Origin of the sequence: Azospirillum endophyticum (assembly GCF_016595245.1) — a bacterium.
Lineage (GTDB): Bacteria > Pseudomonadota > Alphaproteobacteria > Azospirillales > Azospirillaceae > Azospirillum > Azospirillum endophyticum.
The window spans coordinates 76794-95309 of the sequence record NZ_JAENHM010000017.1 but is presented as its reverse complement, the minus strand read 5'-3'; the positions used below and the strand labels follow the sequence as shown (position 1 = coordinate 95309).

Annotated in this window: 16 protein-coding genes; 2 read left to right on the top strand and 14 right to left on the bottom strand. The window is 67.1% G+C overall.

Features of this window, described 5'->3' with window-relative positions; all coding sequences use genetic code 11:
* Window positions 1-217 precede the first annotated feature (217 nt).
* Both JHL17_RS04850 and JHL17_RS04845 read right to left on the bottom strand, forming a co-directional pair.
* Entirely contained in the window at window positions 218-1153 is a 936-nt protein-coding gene (locus tag JHL17_RS04850) for a ParB/RepB/Spo0J family partition protein (RefSeq protein ID WP_200190924.1), read from the bottom strand.
* Window positions 1146-2165: an AAA family ATPase gene (locus tag JHL17_RS04845; protein WP_200190923.1), complete on the bottom strand. Its 1020-nt coding sequence runs from the start codon at window positions 2163-2165 to the stop codon at window positions 1146-1148. The genes JHL17_RS04850 and JHL17_RS04845 overlap by 8 nt, the downstream gene beginning before the upstream one ends.
* 492 nt (window positions 2166-2657) lie before the next feature.
* Between JHL17_RS04845 and JHL17_RS04840 the strand changes: the two genes are divergently transcribed.
* A complete protein-coding gene (locus JHL17_RS04840; protein WP_200190922.1) occupies window positions 2658-4175 on the top strand; it encodes a zinc metalloprotease in 1518 nt (505 codons plus the stop codon).
* 325 nt (window positions 4176-4500) lie between these two features.
* Here the strand turns inward: JHL17_RS04840 and argE are convergent, their stop codons facing one another.
* The 9 genes from argE to JHL17_RS04795 all read right to left on the bottom strand — a co-directional run bounded on the left by argE (window position 4501) and on the right by JHL17_RS04795 (window position 15900).
* On the bottom strand, window positions 4501-5649 hold the full coding sequence (gene argE, locus JHL17_RS04835) for an acetylornithine deacetylase (protein ID WP_200190921.1): 1149 nt from the start codon (window positions 5647-5649) through the stop codon (window positions 4501-4503).
* Between the two features lie 33 nt (window positions 5650-5682).
* The gene (locus JHL17_RS04830) at window positions 5683-7080 is read right to left on the bottom strand and encodes a formimidoylglutamate deiminase (RefSeq protein WP_200190920.1); all 1398 of its coding nucleotides are present in this window, start codon (window positions 7078-7080) and stop codon (window positions 5683-5685) included.
* Window positions 7081-7116: 36 nt separating this feature from the next.
* On the bottom strand, window positions 7117-8076 hold the full coding sequence (locus tag JHL17_RS04825) for an agmatinase (RefSeq protein WP_200190919.1): 960 nt from the start codon (window positions 8074-8076) through the stop codon (window positions 7117-7119).
* Window positions 8077-8129: 53 nt separating this feature from the next.
* Window positions 8130-8552, bottom strand: a complete 423-nt coding sequence (locus JHL17_RS04820) for a RidA family protein (protein WP_200190918.1) — start codon at window positions 8550-8552, stop codon at window positions 8130-8132.
* 106 nt (window positions 8553-8658) lie between these two features.
* The gene (locus JHL17_RS04815) at window positions 8659-10800 is read right to left on the bottom strand and encodes a dipeptide ABC transporter ATP-binding protein (protein ID WP_200190917.1); all 2142 of its coding nucleotides are present in this window, start codon (window positions 10798-10800) and stop codon (window positions 8659-8661) included.
* 1 nt (window position 10801) lies between these two features.
* A complete protein-coding gene (locus JHL17_RS04810) occupies window positions 10802-11674 on the bottom strand; it encodes an ABC transporter permease (RefSeq protein ID WP_200190916.1) in 873 nt (290 codons plus the stop codon).
* 1 nt (window position 11675) lies between these two features.
* The gene (locus JHL17_RS04805; RefSeq protein WP_200190915.1) at window positions 11676-12632 is read right to left on the bottom strand and encodes an ABC transporter permease; all 957 of its coding nucleotides are present in this window, start codon (window positions 12630-12632) and stop codon (window positions 11676-11678) included.
* A 65-nt stretch (window positions 12633-12697) separates the two neighbouring features.
* A complete protein-coding gene (locus tag JHL17_RS04800; protein ID WP_247893316.1) occupies window positions 12698-14200 on the bottom strand; it encodes an ABC transporter substrate-binding protein in 1503 nt (500 codons plus the stop codon).
* A gap of 290 nt (window positions 14201-14490) precedes the next feature.
* On the bottom strand, window positions 14491-15900 hold the full coding sequence (locus JHL17_RS04795; protein WP_200190914.1) for an MmgE/PrpD family protein: 1410 nt from the start codon (window positions 15898-15900) through the stop codon (window positions 14491-14493).
* A gap of 175 nt (window positions 15901-16075) precedes the next feature.
* Here JHL17_RS04795 and JHL17_RS04790 point away from each other — a divergent pair, with 175 nt between their 5' ends.
* Window positions 16076-17032: a LysR family transcriptional regulator gene (locus tag JHL17_RS04790; RefSeq protein ID WP_200190913.1), complete on the top strand. Its 957-nt coding sequence runs from the start codon at window positions 16076-16078 to the stop codon at window positions 17030-17032.
* A gap of 58 nt (window positions 17033-17090) precedes the next feature.
* Here the strand turns inward: JHL17_RS04790 and JHL17_RS04785 are convergent, their stop codons facing one another.
* Genes JHL17_RS04785 through JHL17_RS04775 form a run of 3 tightly spaced genes read right to left on the bottom strand, consistent with a single transcriptional unit; the run spans window position 17091 to window position 18480 of the window.
* The gene (locus JHL17_RS04785; protein WP_200190912.1) at window positions 17091-17981 is read right to left on the bottom strand and encodes a LysR family transcriptional regulator; all 891 of its coding nucleotides are present in this window, start codon (window positions 17979-17981) and stop codon (window positions 17091-17093) included.
* 21 nt (window positions 17982-18002) lie between these two features.
* The gene (locus JHL17_RS04780) at window positions 18003-18182 is read right to left on the bottom strand and encodes a hypothetical protein (protein WP_200190911.1); all 180 of its coding nucleotides are present in this window, start codon (window positions 18180-18182) and stop codon (window positions 18003-18005) included.
* Window positions 18172-18480: a hypothetical protein gene (locus JHL17_RS04775; RefSeq protein ID WP_200190910.1), complete on the bottom strand. Its 309-nt coding sequence runs from the start codon at window positions 18478-18480 to the stop codon at window positions 18172-18174. The genes JHL17_RS04780 and JHL17_RS04775 overlap by 11 nt, the downstream gene beginning before the upstream one ends.
* Between the last annotated feature and the right edge of the window lie 36 nt (window positions 18481-18516).

The following is an 18516-nucleotide window of genomic DNA, read 5'->3' as shown; positions in this document are numbered from 1 at the left end:
AGTGTGCTGCGGTCAATGCGCTTGTTTCATCAATGGGAACCGTTCCCATTGGACAGGTCAGCAGGAACAGCCATTTGACAGGGGCCAGTGACGCCCCCCCTCAACCGTTCTGACCCAGACACAATCAAGCAACGTGCCGGACGAGGATCGGTCGCCTGCGAACGCCGACACGCAGCCGGCCGAAGGAGTGTGCAATGGGAACGGTTCCCATTGCACTTCACGTCTTCCCTGCCTTTCGCTGTTGGAGCAGGGTGTCAATCAGCGAACGCATCTGCGTCAGACGCTCCCAGTCCTCGTCGGTCAAAGGGCGCGGCTTCTCGACCATCGCGCCAATGGTCTCTTGTGCCCTAGTGATGACGCGGAACACCCGCTGTGGCAGGGCACTCAACGCCATCTCCGGCGATTTGTCAGCCGGGTTGCGGGAGGGGCGCTCACCGTCCTCTCCTGTATTCTTCGCGTGCCGCGGTTCACCGCCAAGCTCGGACTCTCCAGCCGTGCCGCTGCTCTTCCATTGATTCCACAGGGCAAGGGCGGACGCTTCCGACGCGGCTCGGGTGAGAGTGAGGAGAAAGCGGAGCGTCGGCTCATGATCCGCATATTCCCAGCGGATAGCTTCAGGCAGAGACTGCAATCGGAGCAGTTTGGAGATCATGCTGCGGTCCTTGCCGACGATACCGGCAAGCGCCTCGTCGGTATACCCGTGACGCTCCTTCAGCCCCTGCAGTGCATCGGACTGCTCGAACGGGGACAGGTCGACACGCTGCACGTTCTCGACCAACGCCACCTCAAGCGGGTCACCCGCGGTCAGGACCGCGGTGATGGTCGGCCATCCAAGCGATCTTGCCGCCCTCCAGCGCCGCTCTCCCCATACAAGGAGATATTCGCCGTTGGCCTGCTGCTGCACTCCGATCGGTTGCTTCAGGCCATGCTTGTCAAGCGAGGCGGCCAAAGAGGCAAGGTCCTCTTCGCGGAATATTTTGCGCGGCTGATCGGGATTGGTAACCACCAGCCCGATGTCGCAGGCGAATGGCCTCTCGAAGGGCACGGCCTTGCCGGTCAGCGCGTTGCTGTCGAGCCGCACCGGGTTGGTGCTGGTCTGATCGCTGCTTTTGGTGATGAGCCCCATATTGGAGCGCGGAATCCCCTTAGCCATGCGCCGTCACTCCGTGTGCGGTGGTTACGACGCGATGGTCGCGCTCCCCGATCAAGGTCTGCACCACCATGTCGAAAGTGCCGACGCCAGGGGCCTTGGCATTGAAAGCGACCAGAGCGTCGCCACCGGCCGATGATTGCGGGTAAAGCGTGGTGGTGGGGATTGGCGGGAAGATGTGAATCTCCCGCCCATAGGTCTCATGCATATCCTTCAGGGTGGCCTGATCCTGGGTCGTGCGTCCCGAGTAGAACGTCGGCACGATGCCGAGCAGGGAGAGGGCGGGGTTGCCGCGTTCGCGCACGAAGTCGATCTGTTTGCGCAGAGTGCCCATGCCCATGAAGGCGAGGGGCTGCGTCTGGCAGGGGATCAGGACCGTATCGCTGGCCACCAGAGCGTTGGTCACCAAATGCCCCAGTGTGGGGGGGCAGTCTATGAGAATAAAGTCGACGCTGCGGCGCAACTCGGCGAGGCGGCTACGCAACGTGTTGTGCGAAAACTGCTGAGCGGCAAGTTCGGTCTCGCTTTCGGCCAGTTTGAGCGAGGATGGCAGAACCCGCAGGCGCGGGTTGCGCGTCTCGACGAGACAATCCTCGGCATTCACGACCCCCTTGAGGACGTAATAGAGCGTCTTTTCGGCCTCCTCGCAGGCGACGACGTCCACACTGAGATGGATTCCAGCGTTGGCCTGGGGGTCGGAGTCCACAAGCACGACGGAGTAGCCGCGGTCGGCCAGCATACGGCCGACATTGACGCAGCCTGTGGTCTTGCCCACCCCGCCCTTCTGGTTCGCCAGGGACACGACGAGCGCCGGGCCGGGCTTCTCGACGGGAAGCACCGGGTGCTTGCGGACGAAGACGACGACGGCCTGTGGGATACGCTCCCCCCCATTTTCCCAACGCGAGATCCGCTGGCGATCGTAAGAGCGACCCAGGCCCTGGTTCAGAAACGCCGCAAAGTCCTCCCTCGATTGCCCACGAGCCTCGCGATACACCTTCAAATGCTCGCCGAGCATAGCTCTCTCCCCCAGCAATTCGAGTTCAGCGGCTCCACGCATAAAATGAGACACTCACCCTGTCAACGGCGATCGGAAGGGCTGAGTGTGATCATCGTAGCGTCTCGTCGCCAACCTTGTCCTTTCGACCGCACCGACCGAGCACAGGGTCAGGAAAAGCGGCGGAAACACTGCCTTTCAGCCCTTCGACCGAAACTCGGAACCGAAGACTTCCGCAGACTCGTGCTCGACAGCTTGCGGAGACACTCGACCAACTGCCGCTCTTACTCACATCGCCCCGCTTGGTCGATCGCCCATCCAGGAAATCGGACCGAGCCACCGTGGCGGTCCTCCCTGCTGCTTCCTTTCGAGATCCGGGATCCCGTCAAGAATGGATTGGGCGAGGTCGGGTAGCGCCGGGGCACTCTCCGACTGCGACACCTTGGACGCCGCCCCTTCAAGCGATATAGAGGTATAGGTACTCCAAGAAAGCCGAACCCACGGAGCCTTATTATGGCGGTCGATTACAGCATTCAGGTCAACTCACTCATCGTCGGCAATGATGTTCGTTGGACTAATTTCCGCAATTATCCGCTAAATACAAATTATGTTCGACCGCTCGGCTCGCCTACCGTCGTCACCTATTCGTTCGACCAAACGCTGCCGAGCCATATGCCGCAGGCCGCGTCGGCCACTTCACGACCGCTCACGGATACAGAGAGGGCTGCGGTGCGCACCGCGGCCACCATTTGGGACAACGCTTCGGGCGTTATCATGATGGAAGTCGGCAGCGGCAGTGGGCAAATCCAGATTGGCGCCTATGACTTCCGAGCCACGGGGTCCGATGGCCTGAGTGGATATGCCAGCTACCCCGGATATGACGCTGGCGGTGACGTGTATTTCAACACCCGGAGTGAGATCAATGTCGGGCTGGCCTTGCATGAGTTGGGGCATGCATTGGGGCTCAAGCACCCGTTCGAGCCGCTGAGAACGGGCGTCACGCTTCCGGCTGGAGAGGACAGGACCAGCAACACGGTGATGAGCTACACGGGCGGTTTCCAAAGTCAGATCGGTCCGTACGACACTGCGGCGATCCGGTATCTCTATGGTCCGGACGTGCCGGCCGATCGGGCCTTCCCCGCCGGCTACACGGCCCAATCCTACCTCGCGGCCAACCCCGATCTGCTGCGCGCCTTTGGAGCCGACCCCGGCGCGGCGAATTACCATTACTTGGTCGCCGGCATCTGGGAAGGACGCAGCGCGAGGTTCGATGCCCTGGAATACATCGCCAGCAACACCGACCTGGTCCGCGCCTTCGGCGCCGACGAGGCGGCCGGTACCGACCATTACGTCCATAGCGGCTTCCGGGAGGGGCGGAGCACGGCCGGCTTCAATCCGGACGCTTACCTTGCGAGCCATGGCGACCTGGAGGCGGCGTTCGGGCGCGATGAAGCGGCGGCAACCCGGCACTTCGTCACCACCGGCTTGGCCGAGGGACGGTCGGTGACCTTCGACACTTATGGATATCTGGCGAGCAATCTTGACCTGTTGTTCGCGTTCGGCCGCGACGTAAAGGCGGGCGCGCGCCACTACCTCGACCATGGGCGGGCGGAAGGGCGAAAGACCACGGGGTTCGACGTTCAGTCCTATCTCGCCGCCAACGCGGATCTGCGGGCCGCGTTCGGCACCGATACCGCCGCAGCGACGAAGCACTATGTTGAGTATGGGGCTCGCGAAGGACGGCCGACCTTCGTCTTTCCGACGATCTCCAGGCCGCCTGTGACGCTGGCCGCCGCAAACCAGCTTCAGGGCGGCGGGTCCCAGACCGGCATCCCCGGCTTCGCCAATTTGGCCGATGCACGCTTGGAGGATGCTCTCCCGCGCTTCTCGACACCGGAGACCGGCAGTTCCAGCATGGTCGACCAGCGTGAGATGGCAGCCCCGGCAAGCGGGGCGGGCCTCGGATTTGCCGGACGGGACAACGCCAGTTTGGCGATCGGGCTCTACAGTCCCGGCGCGACTTGGCCTTGACCGGGGATGTCCTGGAAAAAGGGAGCGGCCGACCGCCCCCTCCTTCCCTTGGCGTCACCCGCCGGATACCCCATCCGGAAATTCCTGACCCGCGTGGGCGGCTTGCGCCCGCCCGCAGCGACTGGAGCTGTTTAGCATGGCGCGCCTACCGGCATCAGACTGCCGGGAAGCTACGCCGGCATGGGGCGCTCGCAGTGCCCTGATACCATTTCCGAAAAGCTCCGACCTGTGGTCGATACTCTCCGGACCGCCGGACACCGGACGGTCCCCGTCCAAGAGCCCGGGCGCTCCGTCGCGAGGCACCGGTATTGCGCGGACAACGCCATCAGGCCAGCTGGACGAGCAGGGCGTCCAGCATACGGTCACAGGCAGCCAACTGCTCCTCGGCGATGAACTCGTCGGGCTTGTGGGCCTCGCCGATGCTGCCGGGACCGCACACCACGGTCGGCATCGACAGCCGCCGCTGGAACAGCCCGCCCTCCGTCCCAAAGGAGATCTTGCCGGTACTGTTGCCGCCGGTCAGCGCCTTGACGAAGGCCACCACATCGGCGGTGTCGTCGGTATCGAGCGCGGGATAACTGGACAGCTCGCCAATGCTCAGCCCGGCGGACGGGAAATCGGGACGCAGGCGGCGGAGGATGGCCTCGGCCTCGGCCTGGATGCTGTCCAGCAACGGCTCGACCGGGTCCTGCGGCAGGTGGCGGATTTCGAAATCGAGACGGCAATGGTTGGGCACGATGTTCAGCGCCTCGCCCCCCCGGATCACGCCGGTATGAATCGTGGTCCAAGGCACGTCATAGGCATCGTCTTGCGCGCCCTGGTCCCGCAGCCGGTCCTGGATGCGGCGCAACCCGGTCAGCAGGTCGCTTGCCATGTGGATCGCGTTCAAGCCCTGTGGCGCCAGGCTCGAATGGCATTCGACCCCGCGGCAGTCGGCGCGCAGCGCGGTCTTGCCCTTGTGGGCGGTGACCACCTGCATGCCGGTCGGCTCGCCGACGATGCAGAAGCGCGGGCGGACGGGCAGGGCGGCCATCATCTCGATCAGCCGCCGCACGCCGAGGCAGCCGACCTCCTCATCATAGGACAGGGCCAGATGCAACGGTTGCGAGAGGGGCCGCTCGGCGGCGCGGTCGAACAGGGCGAGCGCCGCGGCGATGAAGCCCTTCATGTCGGCGGTGCCCCGGCCGAACAGCCTCCCGTCGCGGCGGACCAGCCGGAAGGGATCGCTGCTCCAAGCCTGACCTTCGACCGGCACCACGTCGCTGTGTCCGGACAGCAGGACGCCGGGGCGGTCCGCCGGTCCCAGCGTCGCGAACAGGTTGGCCTTGCGTCCATCCTCGCTCGGCACCAGCCATGTCGCCACGCCGGCGGCCTCCAGCCGTTCCTGCACCCAGCGGATCAGGTCGAGGTTGCTGTCACGGCTGACGGTGTTGAAGGCTACCAGCCGCTCCAGGATATCGATGGTCGCCGTCATCGGAGATTGGTCCTTGTCTGTTCCGGAAGGTGTTCAGGCAGCCTGCAACCTGTCGACGACACGGCGCCAACCGCTGCGGATCGCTTCTGCATCGACATGCAGGCCGTCCCGCACCACCAGCCGCCCTCCCGCTACCACGTCGCGCACGGCATTGCGGGCGCCGGCGAAGACATAGGTGTCCAGCAGCGTGTCGTCACTGCGGCCGTACAGGCGCGGATCGTCCGGATCCAGCACGACCAGATCGGCGCGCTGTCCGGCTCTGAGCCCGCCGGCCGGTTCCGGCAGCCCCAGCGCCTGCGAGCCCCCGGCTACCGCTGCACGGTAGAGCGCCGCCCCGGTCGAGGCCCCGGGTCCCGGTGCCAGCAGATTGCGCCGCTTGGTGGCAAGTCGCTGCCCGAATTCCAGCAGCCGCAGTTCCTCCGCCGCGTCGATGATGATCTGGCTGTCGGACCCGATGCCGAAGCGCCCGCCTTGCGCCAGGAAGTCGCGCGCCGGGAACAGCCCGTCACCCAGATCAGCTTCCGTCGTCGGGCAGAGGCCTGCCACCGCCCCCGATGCGGCCATGCCCGCCACTTCGTCCGGCGTGACATGGGTGGCATGGACAAGGCACCAGGAGGGCCCCAGCCAACCGCGGTCGAGCAGCCACTCCACCGGACGCCTCCCCGACCAGGCGAGGCAGGCATCGACCTCGGCCGTCTGCTCGGCGACGTGGATATGGACCGGCGCCGCCGGGTCGAGCGCCGACAGCCCGTCCAGCGCCGCCGCCATCGCATCGGGCGACACCGCGCGCAACGAATGGAGGGCGAGGCCGGTACGGTGGCTGCCGGGCGCGCTGCGGCAGGCCTCGACGATCGCCAGCAGCCGGTCGGGATCGCTGAGGAAGCGCCGCTGTCCCTCCCCTGCCGGCTGCCCGCCGAAGCCGCCCTGGGCGTAGAGCACCGGCAGGTGGGTCAGCCCGATCCCGGCGGCGTCCGCCGCCGCCAGGATGCGCATCGACATCTCCGCCGGGTCGGCATAGGGGCGGCCGTCGGGGTCGTGGTGGAGGTAATGGAACTCCGCCACCGACGTATAGCCCTGCTCCAGCATCTCGGCATAGGCCATCGCCGCCACCGCCTGGAGCCCATCGGGATCGATGCGGCGGACGAAGCCGTACATCACCTCCCGCCAGGTCCAGAAGCTGTCCTCCGCCGGACCGGACCGCTCGGTCAGCCCGGCCATCGCCCGCTGGAAGGCATGGCTGTGCAGGTTGGGCATACCGGGGATGACCGTCCCGGTGGCACGCTCCACCCCGGCGGGCGGAGTGTCCAGCCCCGTTTCGATGGCGACGATCAGACCTTGGGCGTCGAAGCGCAGCAGCACCCCCGACGCCCAGCCATCAGCCAAAAGCGCCCGGTCGCAGAAAAGCCGGTCGAGCCGGCGCGCGGCGGTCATCGTTCCATCCTCTCCACTGCCGTCATTCCGTGGCCGTCACTTGGCGTCGAAATACCCGGCCTGGATGGTCTTGCCGATCAGGTTGCAAATGATGCGACCGGCGGTGATGGCGGTGATGCCGTTGAGATCCTTCTTCGGCGTGATCTCGACGATGTCCATGCCGACGACGCGGCCCTTGGCGACCAGGCCATGGATCAGGGTGCGGATCTGCGGATAGGTGACGCCGCCCGGCGCCGGACCATTGACCGCCGGCATGATGGTCGGGTCCATGCCGTCGGCGTCGATGGTCAGGTAGTAGCGGCCCCCGTCGGGAATGCGGTCGAGCACCGCCTTCATTCCGATGTCCTGCAACTCCACGTCCGGCACCAGCACCGCGCCATAGGCAATCGCCGCCTCGACCTCTTCCGGCCGGGCGCTGCCGGCCGACCGCAGGCCGATCTGGAAGATCCGGCCGATGTGGTCCATCTCGGCGGCACGGCGGATCGGGCTGGAATAGCCGTTGCGGGCGCCGTTGACGTCGTCGCGCCAGTCGAGATGGGCGTCGATATGGACCAGGGTGATCGGCCCCTGATCGTCATAGGCGCGCAGCACCGGGATCGGGATGCCGTGGTCGCCGCCGATGACGATCGGCAGCATGCCCTTGGCCAGCATCCGCCGCACCACCGCCTCGGCGTTGGCGTAATGCAGGTCGAGGTTGCGGGGATCGGCCTTCACGTCGCCGCAATCCACCACCTTGATGTCCTTGCCGCCCAGCAGCGGGCCGCCGATGTCGAAATCCCAGCGCTCCAGCTTGCGCAGCGCCCGCTCGGTATAGCGGCGCACCCAGGTCGGGGCGTTGGTCTGGTCGTTGGTCACCTCGTCGATCGAGTAGGGATCGCCGTAGGGGATGCCGAGGATGCCGATATGGCCGTCGAGCTGGTCGAGGTCGGTGCAGATCGGGAAGTCGAGGAAGCTCTGCAGCTCGCGGCGCGGCGGGTTGGTCAGGCTGGTGCTCATGGTGGCGGTTCTTCTTGTCGGTTGGCGGAACGGTCGGCAACGGGGCCGGAGCCTCAGGTGGCGTCGGGGATCACCGCGATCGCATCGACCTCGACCACCCATTCCGGCCGGGCGAGCGCGCTGATCACCAGACCGGTCGACACCGGATAGACGCCCTTCAGCCACTTGCCGATGGTGCGGTAGACCGGCTCGCGGTAGCGCGGGTCGGTGATGTAGACGGTGATCTTGCAGATATGCTCCAGCTGCGAGCCGGCCTCTTCCAACAGCATCTTGATGTTGGCCATCGCCTGCTCGGTCTGGCCGGCGGCATCGCCGACGGCGACGCTTTCGCTGGTGTCGAGGTTCTGGCCGATCTGGCCGCGGACGAAGACCATGGTACCGCGGGCGACCACGGTCTGGCACAGATCGTTGTCCAGCGCCTGTTCGGGATAGGTCTTCTTGGTGTTGAACTGGCGGATGCGGGTGTGGACGGTCATGGCGGATGCCCTGGCTTGGTTGGGGTTTGGATCGAAAGGCAAGGGAAAGGCGTCCGGCGCCCTGCTTCGGGAGCGCCGGTGGGAAAGGCGTTCGCAACGGACCCGGTCAGCGGGGCAGGGCGTCTGCGTCCGCGAGTTCCGGGAAGACCGCCGCGCGTTCGGCCAGCGTCGCCAGCGGGATATGGCAGGCGATGCGGTGGCCGTCGGCGGTCTCATGGACCGGCGGCGCCTGCTCGTCACAGACCGCCCCCAGCTTGCGCGGGCAGCGGGCGGCGAAGGCGCAGCCCCGCCCGCCGGGAGCGGTGGCGGCGTCCTCCAGCAGGATGCGCGGTGCCTCCGGCCCATCCCCGGCCAGCCGCGGCACGGCGGAGAGCAGCGCCTCGGTGTAGGGATGGTAGGGCGGGCGGAGCACGCGGCCGATGGGGCCTTCCTCGCAGATGGTGCCGCCATAGACGACCAGCACGCGGTCGGCGATGTGTGACACCACGGCGATATCGTGGGTGATGAAGAGATAGGACAGCCCCATCTCGTCGCGCAGTTCGGCCAGCAGGTTCAGGATGTTGGCCTGGACCGACACGTCGAGCGCCGACACCGCCTCGTCGCAGACGACGAAGTCGGGATCGGTGGCGAGCGCACGGGCGATGTTGACGCGCTGGCGCTCGCCGCCGCTCAGCTCATGCGGGAAGCGGTCGGCATAGGCGGCCGGCAGGCCGACGCGGGTCAGCAGGCCGGCGATCGTCTTGCGCCGCTCCTCCGCGTCCGCCCGGCCGGCCAGCACCAGCGGCCGGTCCATCGCCGCCCCCACCGTCTTGCGCGGGTTCAGCGAGGCGGCGGAGTTCTGGAAGACCAGCTGGGCACGCCGGCGCAGGGTCTGATCACCGCGCTTGACCTGCTGGGTCAGATCGGCGCCGTCGAACAGCACGGTGCCGGCGCTGGGTTCGGTCAGCGCCAGCAGGGCACGGCCGATGGTGCTCTTGCCGCTGCCGCTTTCGCCGACCACGCCGACCACCTCGCCACGGCCGATGGTGAAGGAGACATCCTCCACCGCCACGGTGCCGGCCCGGCGTAGCCAGGGCAGGATGGAGCGGCTGGCGCCGTAGATCTTGCGGAGATGGTCGACCTCCACCAGCGGGGCGGAGCGCGTCTCCGCCGTTTCCCCGGTCCGCGGCCGGCGGAGCCCCGTGGCCTCCTCGTCCGGCCATGGGGTGCCGGCCAGCGCGTCGGCCTTCCAGCAGCGCACGCCATCGCCGTCGCCGTCCGTCAGCATCGCCTGCGGCCGGCTGCGGCAGGTCTCCTCGGCGAAGGGGCAGCGCGGGGCGAAGACGCAGGCGGCGGGCGACCCGGACAGCTTGGCGACGGTGCCGGGGATCGACGGCAGGCGGTGGCGCCGGTCGGCGGTGATGCGCGGCAGGGCGGCGACCAGCCCCTTGGCATAGGGATGGGCCGGGCGGGACAGCACGCGGCCGGTCGCCCCCGTCTCCACCACCACCCCGCCATAGAGGACGGTGACGGTCTGACAGATACGGTTGACAATGCCGAGATTGTGCGAGACGAACAGCGCGCTCAGCTTGTGGCTGTCGCACAGCTTGGCCAGAAGCTCGATGATGCGAGCCTCGACCGTCACGTCCAGCGCGGTGGTCGGCTCGTCGAGGATCAGCAGCTTCGGCTCGCAGCCCAGCGCGGTGGCGATCAGCGCCCGCTGCTGCATGCCGCCCGACAGCTCGTGCGGATAGGCGGCGGCGACCCGGCGCGGATCACGGATGCCGACCTCGGCCAACAGGTCCTCGACCCGGACGGCGGCCTGCCGGGGGGAGAGGCCCTTGTGCTGGATCAGCGGTTCGGCGATCTGGCGGCCGACGGTCAGCGCCGGGTTCAGCGAGGTGAAGGGATCCTGGAAGACGGCGGCGATGCGGTCGCCGCGCAGCGCCCGGCGCTCGGACGCCGGCAGTTTGCGCAGATCGGTGCCGTCGAACAGGATCTCGCCGGAGTCCACCCGGCCGCCGCCGCCCAGCAGGTCGAGGATGGCCATGGCGATGGTGCTCTTGCCCGACCCGGATTCGCCGACCAGCCCCATCACCTCGCCGGGGCGGATGGCGAAGCCGACGTCGCTGGCGGCGCGCAGCGTGCCGCGGGCGTTGCCGTAGCTGATGGTCAGGCCGCGGACATCCAGCAGCGGCGCCGGCTTAGGTGCCGATGCGCTGGCGACCACCGGGGAAACCGCCGGGCGGGCTTGCGGAGCGGTCATCATCTCAGTGCGCTCCCGTGTTGCGCGGGTCGAGCAGGGCGCGCAGCCCGTCGCCCAGCAGGTTGATGCCGATCACCGCCGTGGCCAGCGCAAAGCCGGGGCACAGCGCGATCCACGGCGCCTGTTCCACGAAGGGCCGCGCCTCGCTGATCATCAGGCCCCAGTCGGAGGAGGGCGGCTGCGCCCCCATGCCGATGAAGCTGAGCGAGGCGCCGAGCAGGATGGCGAAGACCACGCGCAGGCTGGCCTCCACCGCCAGCGGCGGCCAGATGTTCGGCAGGATCTCGTGGAACAGGATGTAGGCGGCGCTCTCCCCGCGCAGGCGGGCGGCGGTGATGAACTCCTCCTGCATCAGCTCCAGCGTGATGGCGCGGGTCAGGCGGACCACCTGCGGCACATAGACGATGCCGATGGCGACGATGGCCTTCCACTGCGCCGGCGGGGTGACGGCCAGCACCAGGATGCCCAGCAGGATCGGCGGGAAGGACATCAGCACGTCCATGGCGCGCATGATCGCCTCGCCGACGCGCCCGCCCTTGTAGCCGGCGATCAGACCCAGCGGCACGCCGGCCAGCAGGCTCAGTGCCGTGGCGGCGACGCCCATCACCAGCGAGCTGCCGGTGCCGACCAGGGTGCGGCTGAACACGTCGCGGCCGAACTCATCGGTGCCGAACCAGAAATCGGCGCCCGGCGGCTGCAGCCGGCTCATGATGTTCATCTCGTCGTAGGGGTAGGGGGCGAGCGATCCCCCCGCGACGGCGGCCACCACCAGGGGAGCCAGCAGAACGATGCCGATGATGAGCGAGACGGGCAGGGACGGCAGGCGCGCCAGGAGGCCGCGGGACGGAGCCGATTGGACGGGGGTCGCGTCGGTCATCTCAGGAGGCCCTCATGCCGTGGCGGATCTTCGGGTTCACGAAGGCGTAGAGCAGGTCGGCGGTCAGGTTGGCGAGGCAGTAGGCGGCGGACACGATCAGGATGGTCGCCTGGATCAGCGGCAGGTCGTGGCGCTGGATGGCGAACAGCAGCAGCCGGCCCATGCCGGGATAGGAGAAGATCGTCTCGATCACCACGACGCCGCCAAGGATCAGGCCGAAATCGATGGCGAGCACGGTGATGGTCGGCAGCAGCGCGTTCTTCAGCGCATGGCGCAGGATCACCACCGATTCCGGCATGCCCTTGGCCCGGGCGAACTTGACGTAGTTGGTCTGCAGCACGTCGATCATGCTGGAGCGGGTCAGCCGGGCGATGCGGGCCAGCAGCATCAGCACCAGCGTCACCACCGGCAGCACCAGATGCGAGGCCCAGGGCAGGAAGCCGTCGGTGATCGGAGCATAGCCGCCGGTCGGCAGCAGCTTCAGGTAGCTGCCGAAGACCAGCACCAGCACGATGGCCCAGAAGAAGTCGGGCACCGCGATGCCGAGATAGGAGACGCCGGAGACCAGTTGGTCGGTCAGCTTGCCGCGCCGTACCGCCGCCAGGACGCCGAGCCCGATGCCGACCACCGCCACCACAGCCAGCGCCACCACCGCCAGCACCAGCGACCGACCCAGCGCCTCCAGCAGGATGGGGGCGATCGGCTGTTCCAGCACCAGCGAGCGGCCGAGGTCGCCCCGGAGGATGCCGGCGGCCCAATGCCCGTACTGGACGATCAGCGGCTGGTCCAGACCCAGCTTGACCGCGATGGCGTCCACCACCTCCTTCGAGGCGAACTGGCCTGCGATCATCGAGGCGACATCGCCCGGCATCGCCTGCGTCACCAGGAAGACCAGGACCGACATGACGGCCAGGACCAGCGCCAGATAGACGAGACGGGTCAGCGTGTAGGCAAGCATGGCAGCATCCCCGGCGGGAAGAAGGGGGACCGGTCGCGGCGGGCGCGTCCGGTCCCCGGTTGGCCTCAATCGATCGACACGTCGCGCAGGTCGAGGAACATCATCGGGTGCGAATGGAACCCATGGACCTTGGCGCTCAGGCCGTTGATGTGGTTGATGACGTAGGGGATGACACCGGGCGAATCCTCCACCGCCAGCGCCTGGACCTGGGTATAGAGCGACTTCGCCTCATCCTCGCTCTTGGCCTGCCGGGCGCCGTCCAGCAGCGTGTCCATCTTCGGATTGGAATAGCTCCACAGCGCGGTGTTCCACGACCCGCGCGAGTGGTACCAGGGATAGACGGACGTATCGATGGTCGGACGGCTGAAGAAGCCGTCGATGTAGAAGCCGGCCTTGCCCTCGATATCCTTCAGGAAGACGTCGAAGGGAACGCGCTGGACATTGACGGTGATGCCGGCCGGCTTGAGCAGTTCGCGTACCGCGAGGCCGAGCCGTTCGCGGGTGGCGCGCCCGGCCGGGGTGTGCAGCGTGACCTCGAAGCCGTTGGGGTAGCCCGCCTCGGCCAGCAGCTTCTTCGCGCCGGCCGGGTCGCCCTTGGCGATCTTCAGATCCTTGTTGTAGTAGGGGTGGCTCGGCGGGATCGGCGAGTGGGTCGGGGTACCGTTGCCGAACAGCGCGATCTGGGTGATCGCCTGCTTGTCGAGCGCCATCGCCACCGCCTTGCGCACACGCGGATCGTCGAAGGGCTTCACCGTGTTGTTCATGATGACACCGTCCCAGGTCGAGGTCGGGACGGAATCGATCTTCAGCTTCGGGTCGGCCTTGACCTTGTCGATGGCCTCCAGCGGCAGGTTCCACACCAGATCCAGCTCACCGGTGGTCAGCGCCGCCACCTGGGCCGAGGATTCCGGCAGGATGCGGACGATCACCTCATCCAGCTTGGGCAGGCCCGGCTCGAAGTAGTTCGGGTTGCGCTTCAGGACGATGCGGTCGCCGGGGGCGAAGGACACGAACTCGAACGGGCCGGTGCCGATCGGCTTGGAGGCCAGCGTGTCGACGGCGTCGCGCGGGACGATGCGCGCCTGCCGCTCGCCGAACAGCTCGGCGAAGCCGGCATAGGGGCTCTTCAGTTGGAACTGGACGGTCAGCGGGTCCAGCGCCTTCATCGACTCCACGATCTCGAAATTGACGCGGGCGGTGGAGCCGGTCGCCTTGTCCTGGATGCGGGCGATGGTGGCGACGACGTCCTCGGCCTCCAGCTCGCGGCCGTTGTGGAACTTCACGCCCTTGCGCAGGTGGAAGGTCCAGGTCTTCAGATCGTCGCTGCGCTCCCAGCGTTCGGCCAGATCGGGCTTCACCGTCATGTCATGGCCGATGACGGTCAGGCCGTTGAAGATCAGATAGGCGGCAACATACTCCTGGCCGCCCTTCATCTTGGCGGGGTCCAACGTGTTCAGGTTGGAATCCACCGAGACCTTGAGCGTACCCGCGGCCTGGACCGCCATCGCTGTCCCGGACAGGAGGATCGCCGAGAGCACGGTGCGTGCCACCAAACGTCGCATCATCATGAAAGCCCCTCTGTTTGCCGGCCCTTGCGGCGGGCCTTGGTTCCTGCTTGATCGAAACGGTCTCACAGGGCCGCGGCTGGAGGAAAGGGCGGCGGCAGGACGCAGATCAGGGTCACAATCGGGTTAAATTATAGGCATGCAGCCATGGCGATCAGATTTTGTGCAGCGCACTTTCGATGAAATTGTTGGTTTCCCTGAGTTTTCCCAAGACGGTTCGATGGTTGCGCTTGATGAAAAAGCAGGCCGATGCCGATGCGCCGGCCGCTCATCATGATCGATTTTCATCGGCATCATGAACGGTCCGCATGGTGGGCAGGGTCGAACAAGCCCGACAGGCCGACCTCCGCTTCAATCCGGCACAATTTCCGGTGGAGGTGTTCTGCCGCATCCGGTCCGATGGCGCGGGCGGCGCAGGTCCGGAACTTGGCAGCATGCTCCGTTGCCGACAGCGGCCGGGCCGCCGTGCCGCGGGCCGAGGCACAGAAACGGACGAGGCGTTCCCCCGTGATCGTCTCGACGCTCACCTCCGCGCCCTCCGGCGCGATGCGGGCGCGTCCGGGATCGGCGTTCCAGTCGGGGTCCGCGGTCATCGAGACACGTCCGGCGGCTTGGCGCAGCAGCGGGTCGGCGAGCGTCGCCTCGTCCAGATGCTCCAGCGCCAGTGTTCCGTACAGCATCGCGCAGGCCACCGCGAACGGCAGGCTGAAGCGGGCTTCTCCCGCCGTCGCCGGCTGGCCATAGGTCAGGTTGGCGGCCACCACCGGCGGGACGCGGCACTGGATGGACCGGATATCGTGGGATGTGAGGCCCCGCTCGGTCATCAGGTCGCGCACCGCATCGATGGCGGCATGGGCCGACAGACAGACCGGATAGAGTTTGGTGTCGATGCCGGGATCGAGCAGGCGCCAGCACCGGCCGAGCGCTTCCACGGCAGCCGGATCGAACCGGTCGGTGGCGATCAGCCGGGCGAAGCCGCGCGGATCCTCCACCACCCCATGCGGTACCGACAAACCCCGCGCGGCCAGCCGGACGGCGCGCACTCCATTCGCGGCGGCCTGCGCGGCGAGCAGCGGCTTGGCGCCGGTACCGAAGCAGGCGCGCATGCCGCCGGTCCCGCACAGCGCGAAGGCTATGGCGTCAGCCGTCGTCCGTCCGTCCAGCCGAAGCGCCTTTGCACCGGCTGCGGCGGCACCGACGGCGCCGAACAACGCGGTGGTCCACCAGCCGTCATGATAGACCCCGTTGCCGACAGACTCCGCCAAGGCATATTGCGCCTCCGCGCCGGCCGTGACGGCGGTGAGCAGGTCGCTTCCACCGCCACCCGCCACCTCGACCATGGCAAGCGCCGTCGGCACCACGACGGCTGAGCCATGGACGAAGCCGGCATAGCTGTTGTCGTCGAAATCCAGCGCGTGGGCGGCCGCGACATTTGCAAAGACGGCCCCCTCCGCGCACAGGCGGCCGCCGGTCAGCAGGCGCGACGGACCGGCGGCATAGCTGGCGCGCGCCTCGTCCGCTGCCAACCGGGCCGCCGCGTCCCCGGTGCCGGCGAGCGCCACTCCCAGCGTGTCGACGATGCAATCCAGCGCGACGGCGGCAGCCGGTTCCGGGATATCGCGTCGCCGCACCCCCGCCACCCAGTCGCCGATCCGGCGGGCCACGGCGGTGCGGGAGGGGATGTCATCAGGGGACAGCGTCATGGCAGGGGGCTCCAGCGGAACTTGCAGGCGAGCCGTCAGGCTGCCGCGGAATCCCTGTTCCCGGTCGCTAAAGAAATTTAACTCATGATCGGGATGAGCCGCATTCATGACAACGGCGGTCATAACATAGTATGCAGATGGCAATCTGCCACGCCACCCCGCGGATCGGAGCCCCATGCATCACCGAGACTTCGACCTGGGATCCCTGGAGGTGTTCGTCGCCGTGGCCGAGCTGGGAAGCATGACCCGCGCCGCCGGCAGGCTTGGGCTGACCCAATCGGCGGTATCCCATGTCATCCGCCAACTGGAGACCGCCTTCGCCACTCAGCTGCTCGACCGCAGCATCAGGCCGATGGCACTGACCGCCGCCGGGCAGCGGCTCTGGCATTGGAGCAACCGCATCCTGACCGATGCACGGCAATTGCCGGCCGCAATCGGCGGAGCGGACGCCCCCTTCATGCCGGAGCTGCGCATCGGCTGCATCGACACGCTGGCGGCCCCTTTCATTCCGCGGCTACTGCAACGGCTGCGCGACCATGTGCCATCCTTCAGCATCGTGTCGGGGCTGTGCGGGCAGCTGCGCGAGCAGTTCCTCGCCCGCCGCCTGGACGTGCTGTTCACCAATGACAGCTTCGACGACATGGATCAGGTCGACAGCCTGTGCCTGCTCACCGAGCCCTTCGTGCTGCTGCTGCCGCGCAGTTGCCCCGAAATCGTCGATGAGGCCGCGCTGCGGGCGTTGTCGCGCACCTTGCCCCTGATCCGCAGCACGACGGACAGCGCGCTCGGCCGGCTGGTCGATCAGCATCTGCGGCGATTGGGCATGGAGGTGCCGCGCAGCTTCGCCTTCGATGCGACCGATACCGTAATGGCCATGGTCGCCGAGGAGATGGGATGGAGCCTGTTGCCGCCGACCGCGCTGGTGAAAAGCCGTCAGCACCTGACCCATATGCGCGTGCTGCCGCTGCCGACCTCCGGCTTCCGCCGCGCCATCCATGTGGTGACCCGGAAGGGGGAGTTGGGGGCGCTACCCGCCAACATCCACAAGGCGGGACGCGCGGTGATCCAGCAAGGCTATTTCACCGACGTCTTCGCGATTTCACCATGGCTGAAAGCGATGATCCGGCGCTGAGCGCTTGCTCGTGGTTTTCGAATGCAAATTCCGCCGGAGGTTCCGAAGTCCGGTCGCGCTAGTTCAGCAGACGATTCGCCCGCAGGCGGGCAACCGCCAGGTCGACGAACGCCCGCACCTTGGCAGGAGCATGGCGTCCCTCGGGGTAGAGGACATGGATGGGCAATGGCGGCTCTTCATGGTCTCCGAGCACGATCCGCAGGGTCCCTTCGACGAGGGCAGGGCCGATCTGATAGTGGAGGATCCGCGTCAGGCCCCAGCCCTCCTTGGCGGTCGCGATGACCGCTTCATTGGTGTTGCATTGAAGGACAGGGTCGATCGTCACCCGCTGATCTCCCGCGAACCGCCATTCCGGCGACGCCCATGCGCTGGTCGAGGCGGCGATCCGGTGGCTCCTGAGATCGGCCGGCACCGCCGGAACTCCATGACGCTCGAAATAGGCGGGAGAGCCGCAGATCACCCGCCGGACCGACCCGACCTTGACGGCTGTAAAGCCGGAATCCGGCAGATGGCCGATCCGTACCGCGACGTCGATGCCCTCCTCGACAATGTTGACGGGCCGGTCGATGAAGAGCGTCCGGGCGCGCATCGCGGGATAGGTGTTCAGGAACTCGGTGACGATCGGCAGCACATGCATCCGGCCGAACAGTGCGGAGGCCGTGACGGCAAGCGTCCCGGCGGGCGAGGCATAAGAACCGCCTGCCGCTGCTTCCGCTTCGGCAATGTCCGAGAGGATCCGGCGGCAATCCTCGAAGTAGCGGATCCCCGCCTCTGTCAGCTTGACCGAACGCGTCGTGCGGACGAACAGTCTGGCGCCGATCACATCCTCCAGCGAAGCCACGGCACGCGTCACCGCGGGCGCACTCAGGTGCATGAGGCGGGCAGTCTCGGCAAAGCTCCCGGTCTCCGCCACCTTCGCGAAAACCCTCATCGCCTGCCAACGATCCATCTGCCGCCGCCTCCCGCCCGCTCAAAGGATTTTCATGAGTGACTCTGAACCGGCACCGGGATCCAGCTTCAGCATATCCTCGTAATAGCCGGGCGATTGCCGGTCCGGCAAACGGAGTTTGAACGGATGCCGCAGGCGAGGCCACAGCGCGGCGACCGCCGCGAAGGGACGCAGAACGGGGTTTCCAAGGTCATGGTCCATGATGCCGGTCCTTTGCGGACAGGGGTTTCAGCAAGACCGCCGCCAGATGTTCGATTTCCAGGCAGGTCGGGCCATCGATCCCGGCCCTTGCCGCACGCTCCCGCCGCACCGCGCGATCCTCGTCGCCCGACGCGAGTGCGAGCGCGATCGCCTGTGAGATGGGAAAGTCGAAGCTGGATCCCTCTCTCGCCGCATCGACTTCGGCTCCGGTCAGGCCAAGCCTCCTGGCGTCGGCATCCTGCCTGCGCAGCAGCGGCCCGTCACCGCTGCCGGCGGTCAGAGCGAGTTCGATCGACAACCGCGCCCGCTCGTTGAGAGTGAATCCAGCCAAGAC

Coding starts and splice junctions, on each gene's coding strand:
- JHL17_RS04850 (WP_200190924.1), bottom strand. CDS start 1,153: ATGGCTAAGGGGATTCCGCGCTCCAATATGGGGCTCATCACCAAAAGC.
- JHL17_RS04845 (WP_200190923.1), bottom strand. CDS start 2,165: ATGCTCGGCGAGCATTTGAAGGTGTATCGCGAGGCTCGTGGGCAATCG.
- JHL17_RS04840 (WP_200190922.1), top strand. CDS start 2,658: ATGGCGGTCGATTACAGCATTCAGGTCAACTCACTCATCGTCGGCAAT.
- argE (WP_200190921.1), bottom strand. CDS start 5,649: ATGACGGCGACCATCGATATCCTGGAGCGGCTGGTAGCCTTCAACACC.
- JHL17_RS04830 (WP_200190920.1), bottom strand. CDS start 7,080: ATGACCGCCGCGCGCCGGCTCGACCGGCTTTTCTGCGACCGGGCGCTT.
- JHL17_RS04825 (WP_200190919.1), bottom strand. CDS start 8,076: ATGAGCACCAGCCTGACCAACCCGCCGCGCCGCGAGCTGCAGAGCTTC.
- JHL17_RS04820 (WP_200190918.1), bottom strand. CDS start 8,552: ATGACCGTCCACACCCGCATCCGCCAGTTCAACACCAAGAAGACCTAT.
- JHL17_RS04815 (WP_200190917.1), bottom strand. CDS start 10,800: ATGATGACCGCTCCGCAAGCCCGCCCGGCGGTTTCCCCGGTGGTCGCC.
- JHL17_RS04810 (WP_200190916.1), bottom strand. CDS start 11,674: ATGACCGACGCGACCCCCGTCCAATCGGCTCCGTCCCGCGGCCTCCTG.
- JHL17_RS04805 (WP_200190915.1), bottom strand. CDS start 12,632: ATGCTTGCCTACACGCTGACCCGTCTCGTCTATCTGGCGCTGGTCCTG.
- JHL17_RS04800 (WP_247893316.1), bottom strand. CDS start 14,200: ATGATGATGCGACGTTTGGTGGCACGCACCGTGCTCTCGGCGATCCTC.
- JHL17_RS04795 (WP_200190914.1), bottom strand. CDS start 15,900: ATGACGCTGTCCCCTGATGACATCCCCTCCCGCACCGCCGTGGCCCGC.
- JHL17_RS04790 (WP_200190913.1), top strand. CDS start 16,076: ATGCATCACCGAGACTTCGACCTGGGATCCCTGGAGGTGTTCGTCGCC.
- JHL17_RS04785 (WP_200190912.1), bottom strand. CDS start 17,981: ATGGATCGTTGGCAGGCGATGAGGGTTTTCGCGAAGGTGGCGGAGACC.
- JHL17_RS04780 (WP_200190911.1), bottom strand. CDS start 18,182: ATGGACCATGACCTTGGAAACCCCGTTCTGCGTCCCTTCGCGGCGGTC.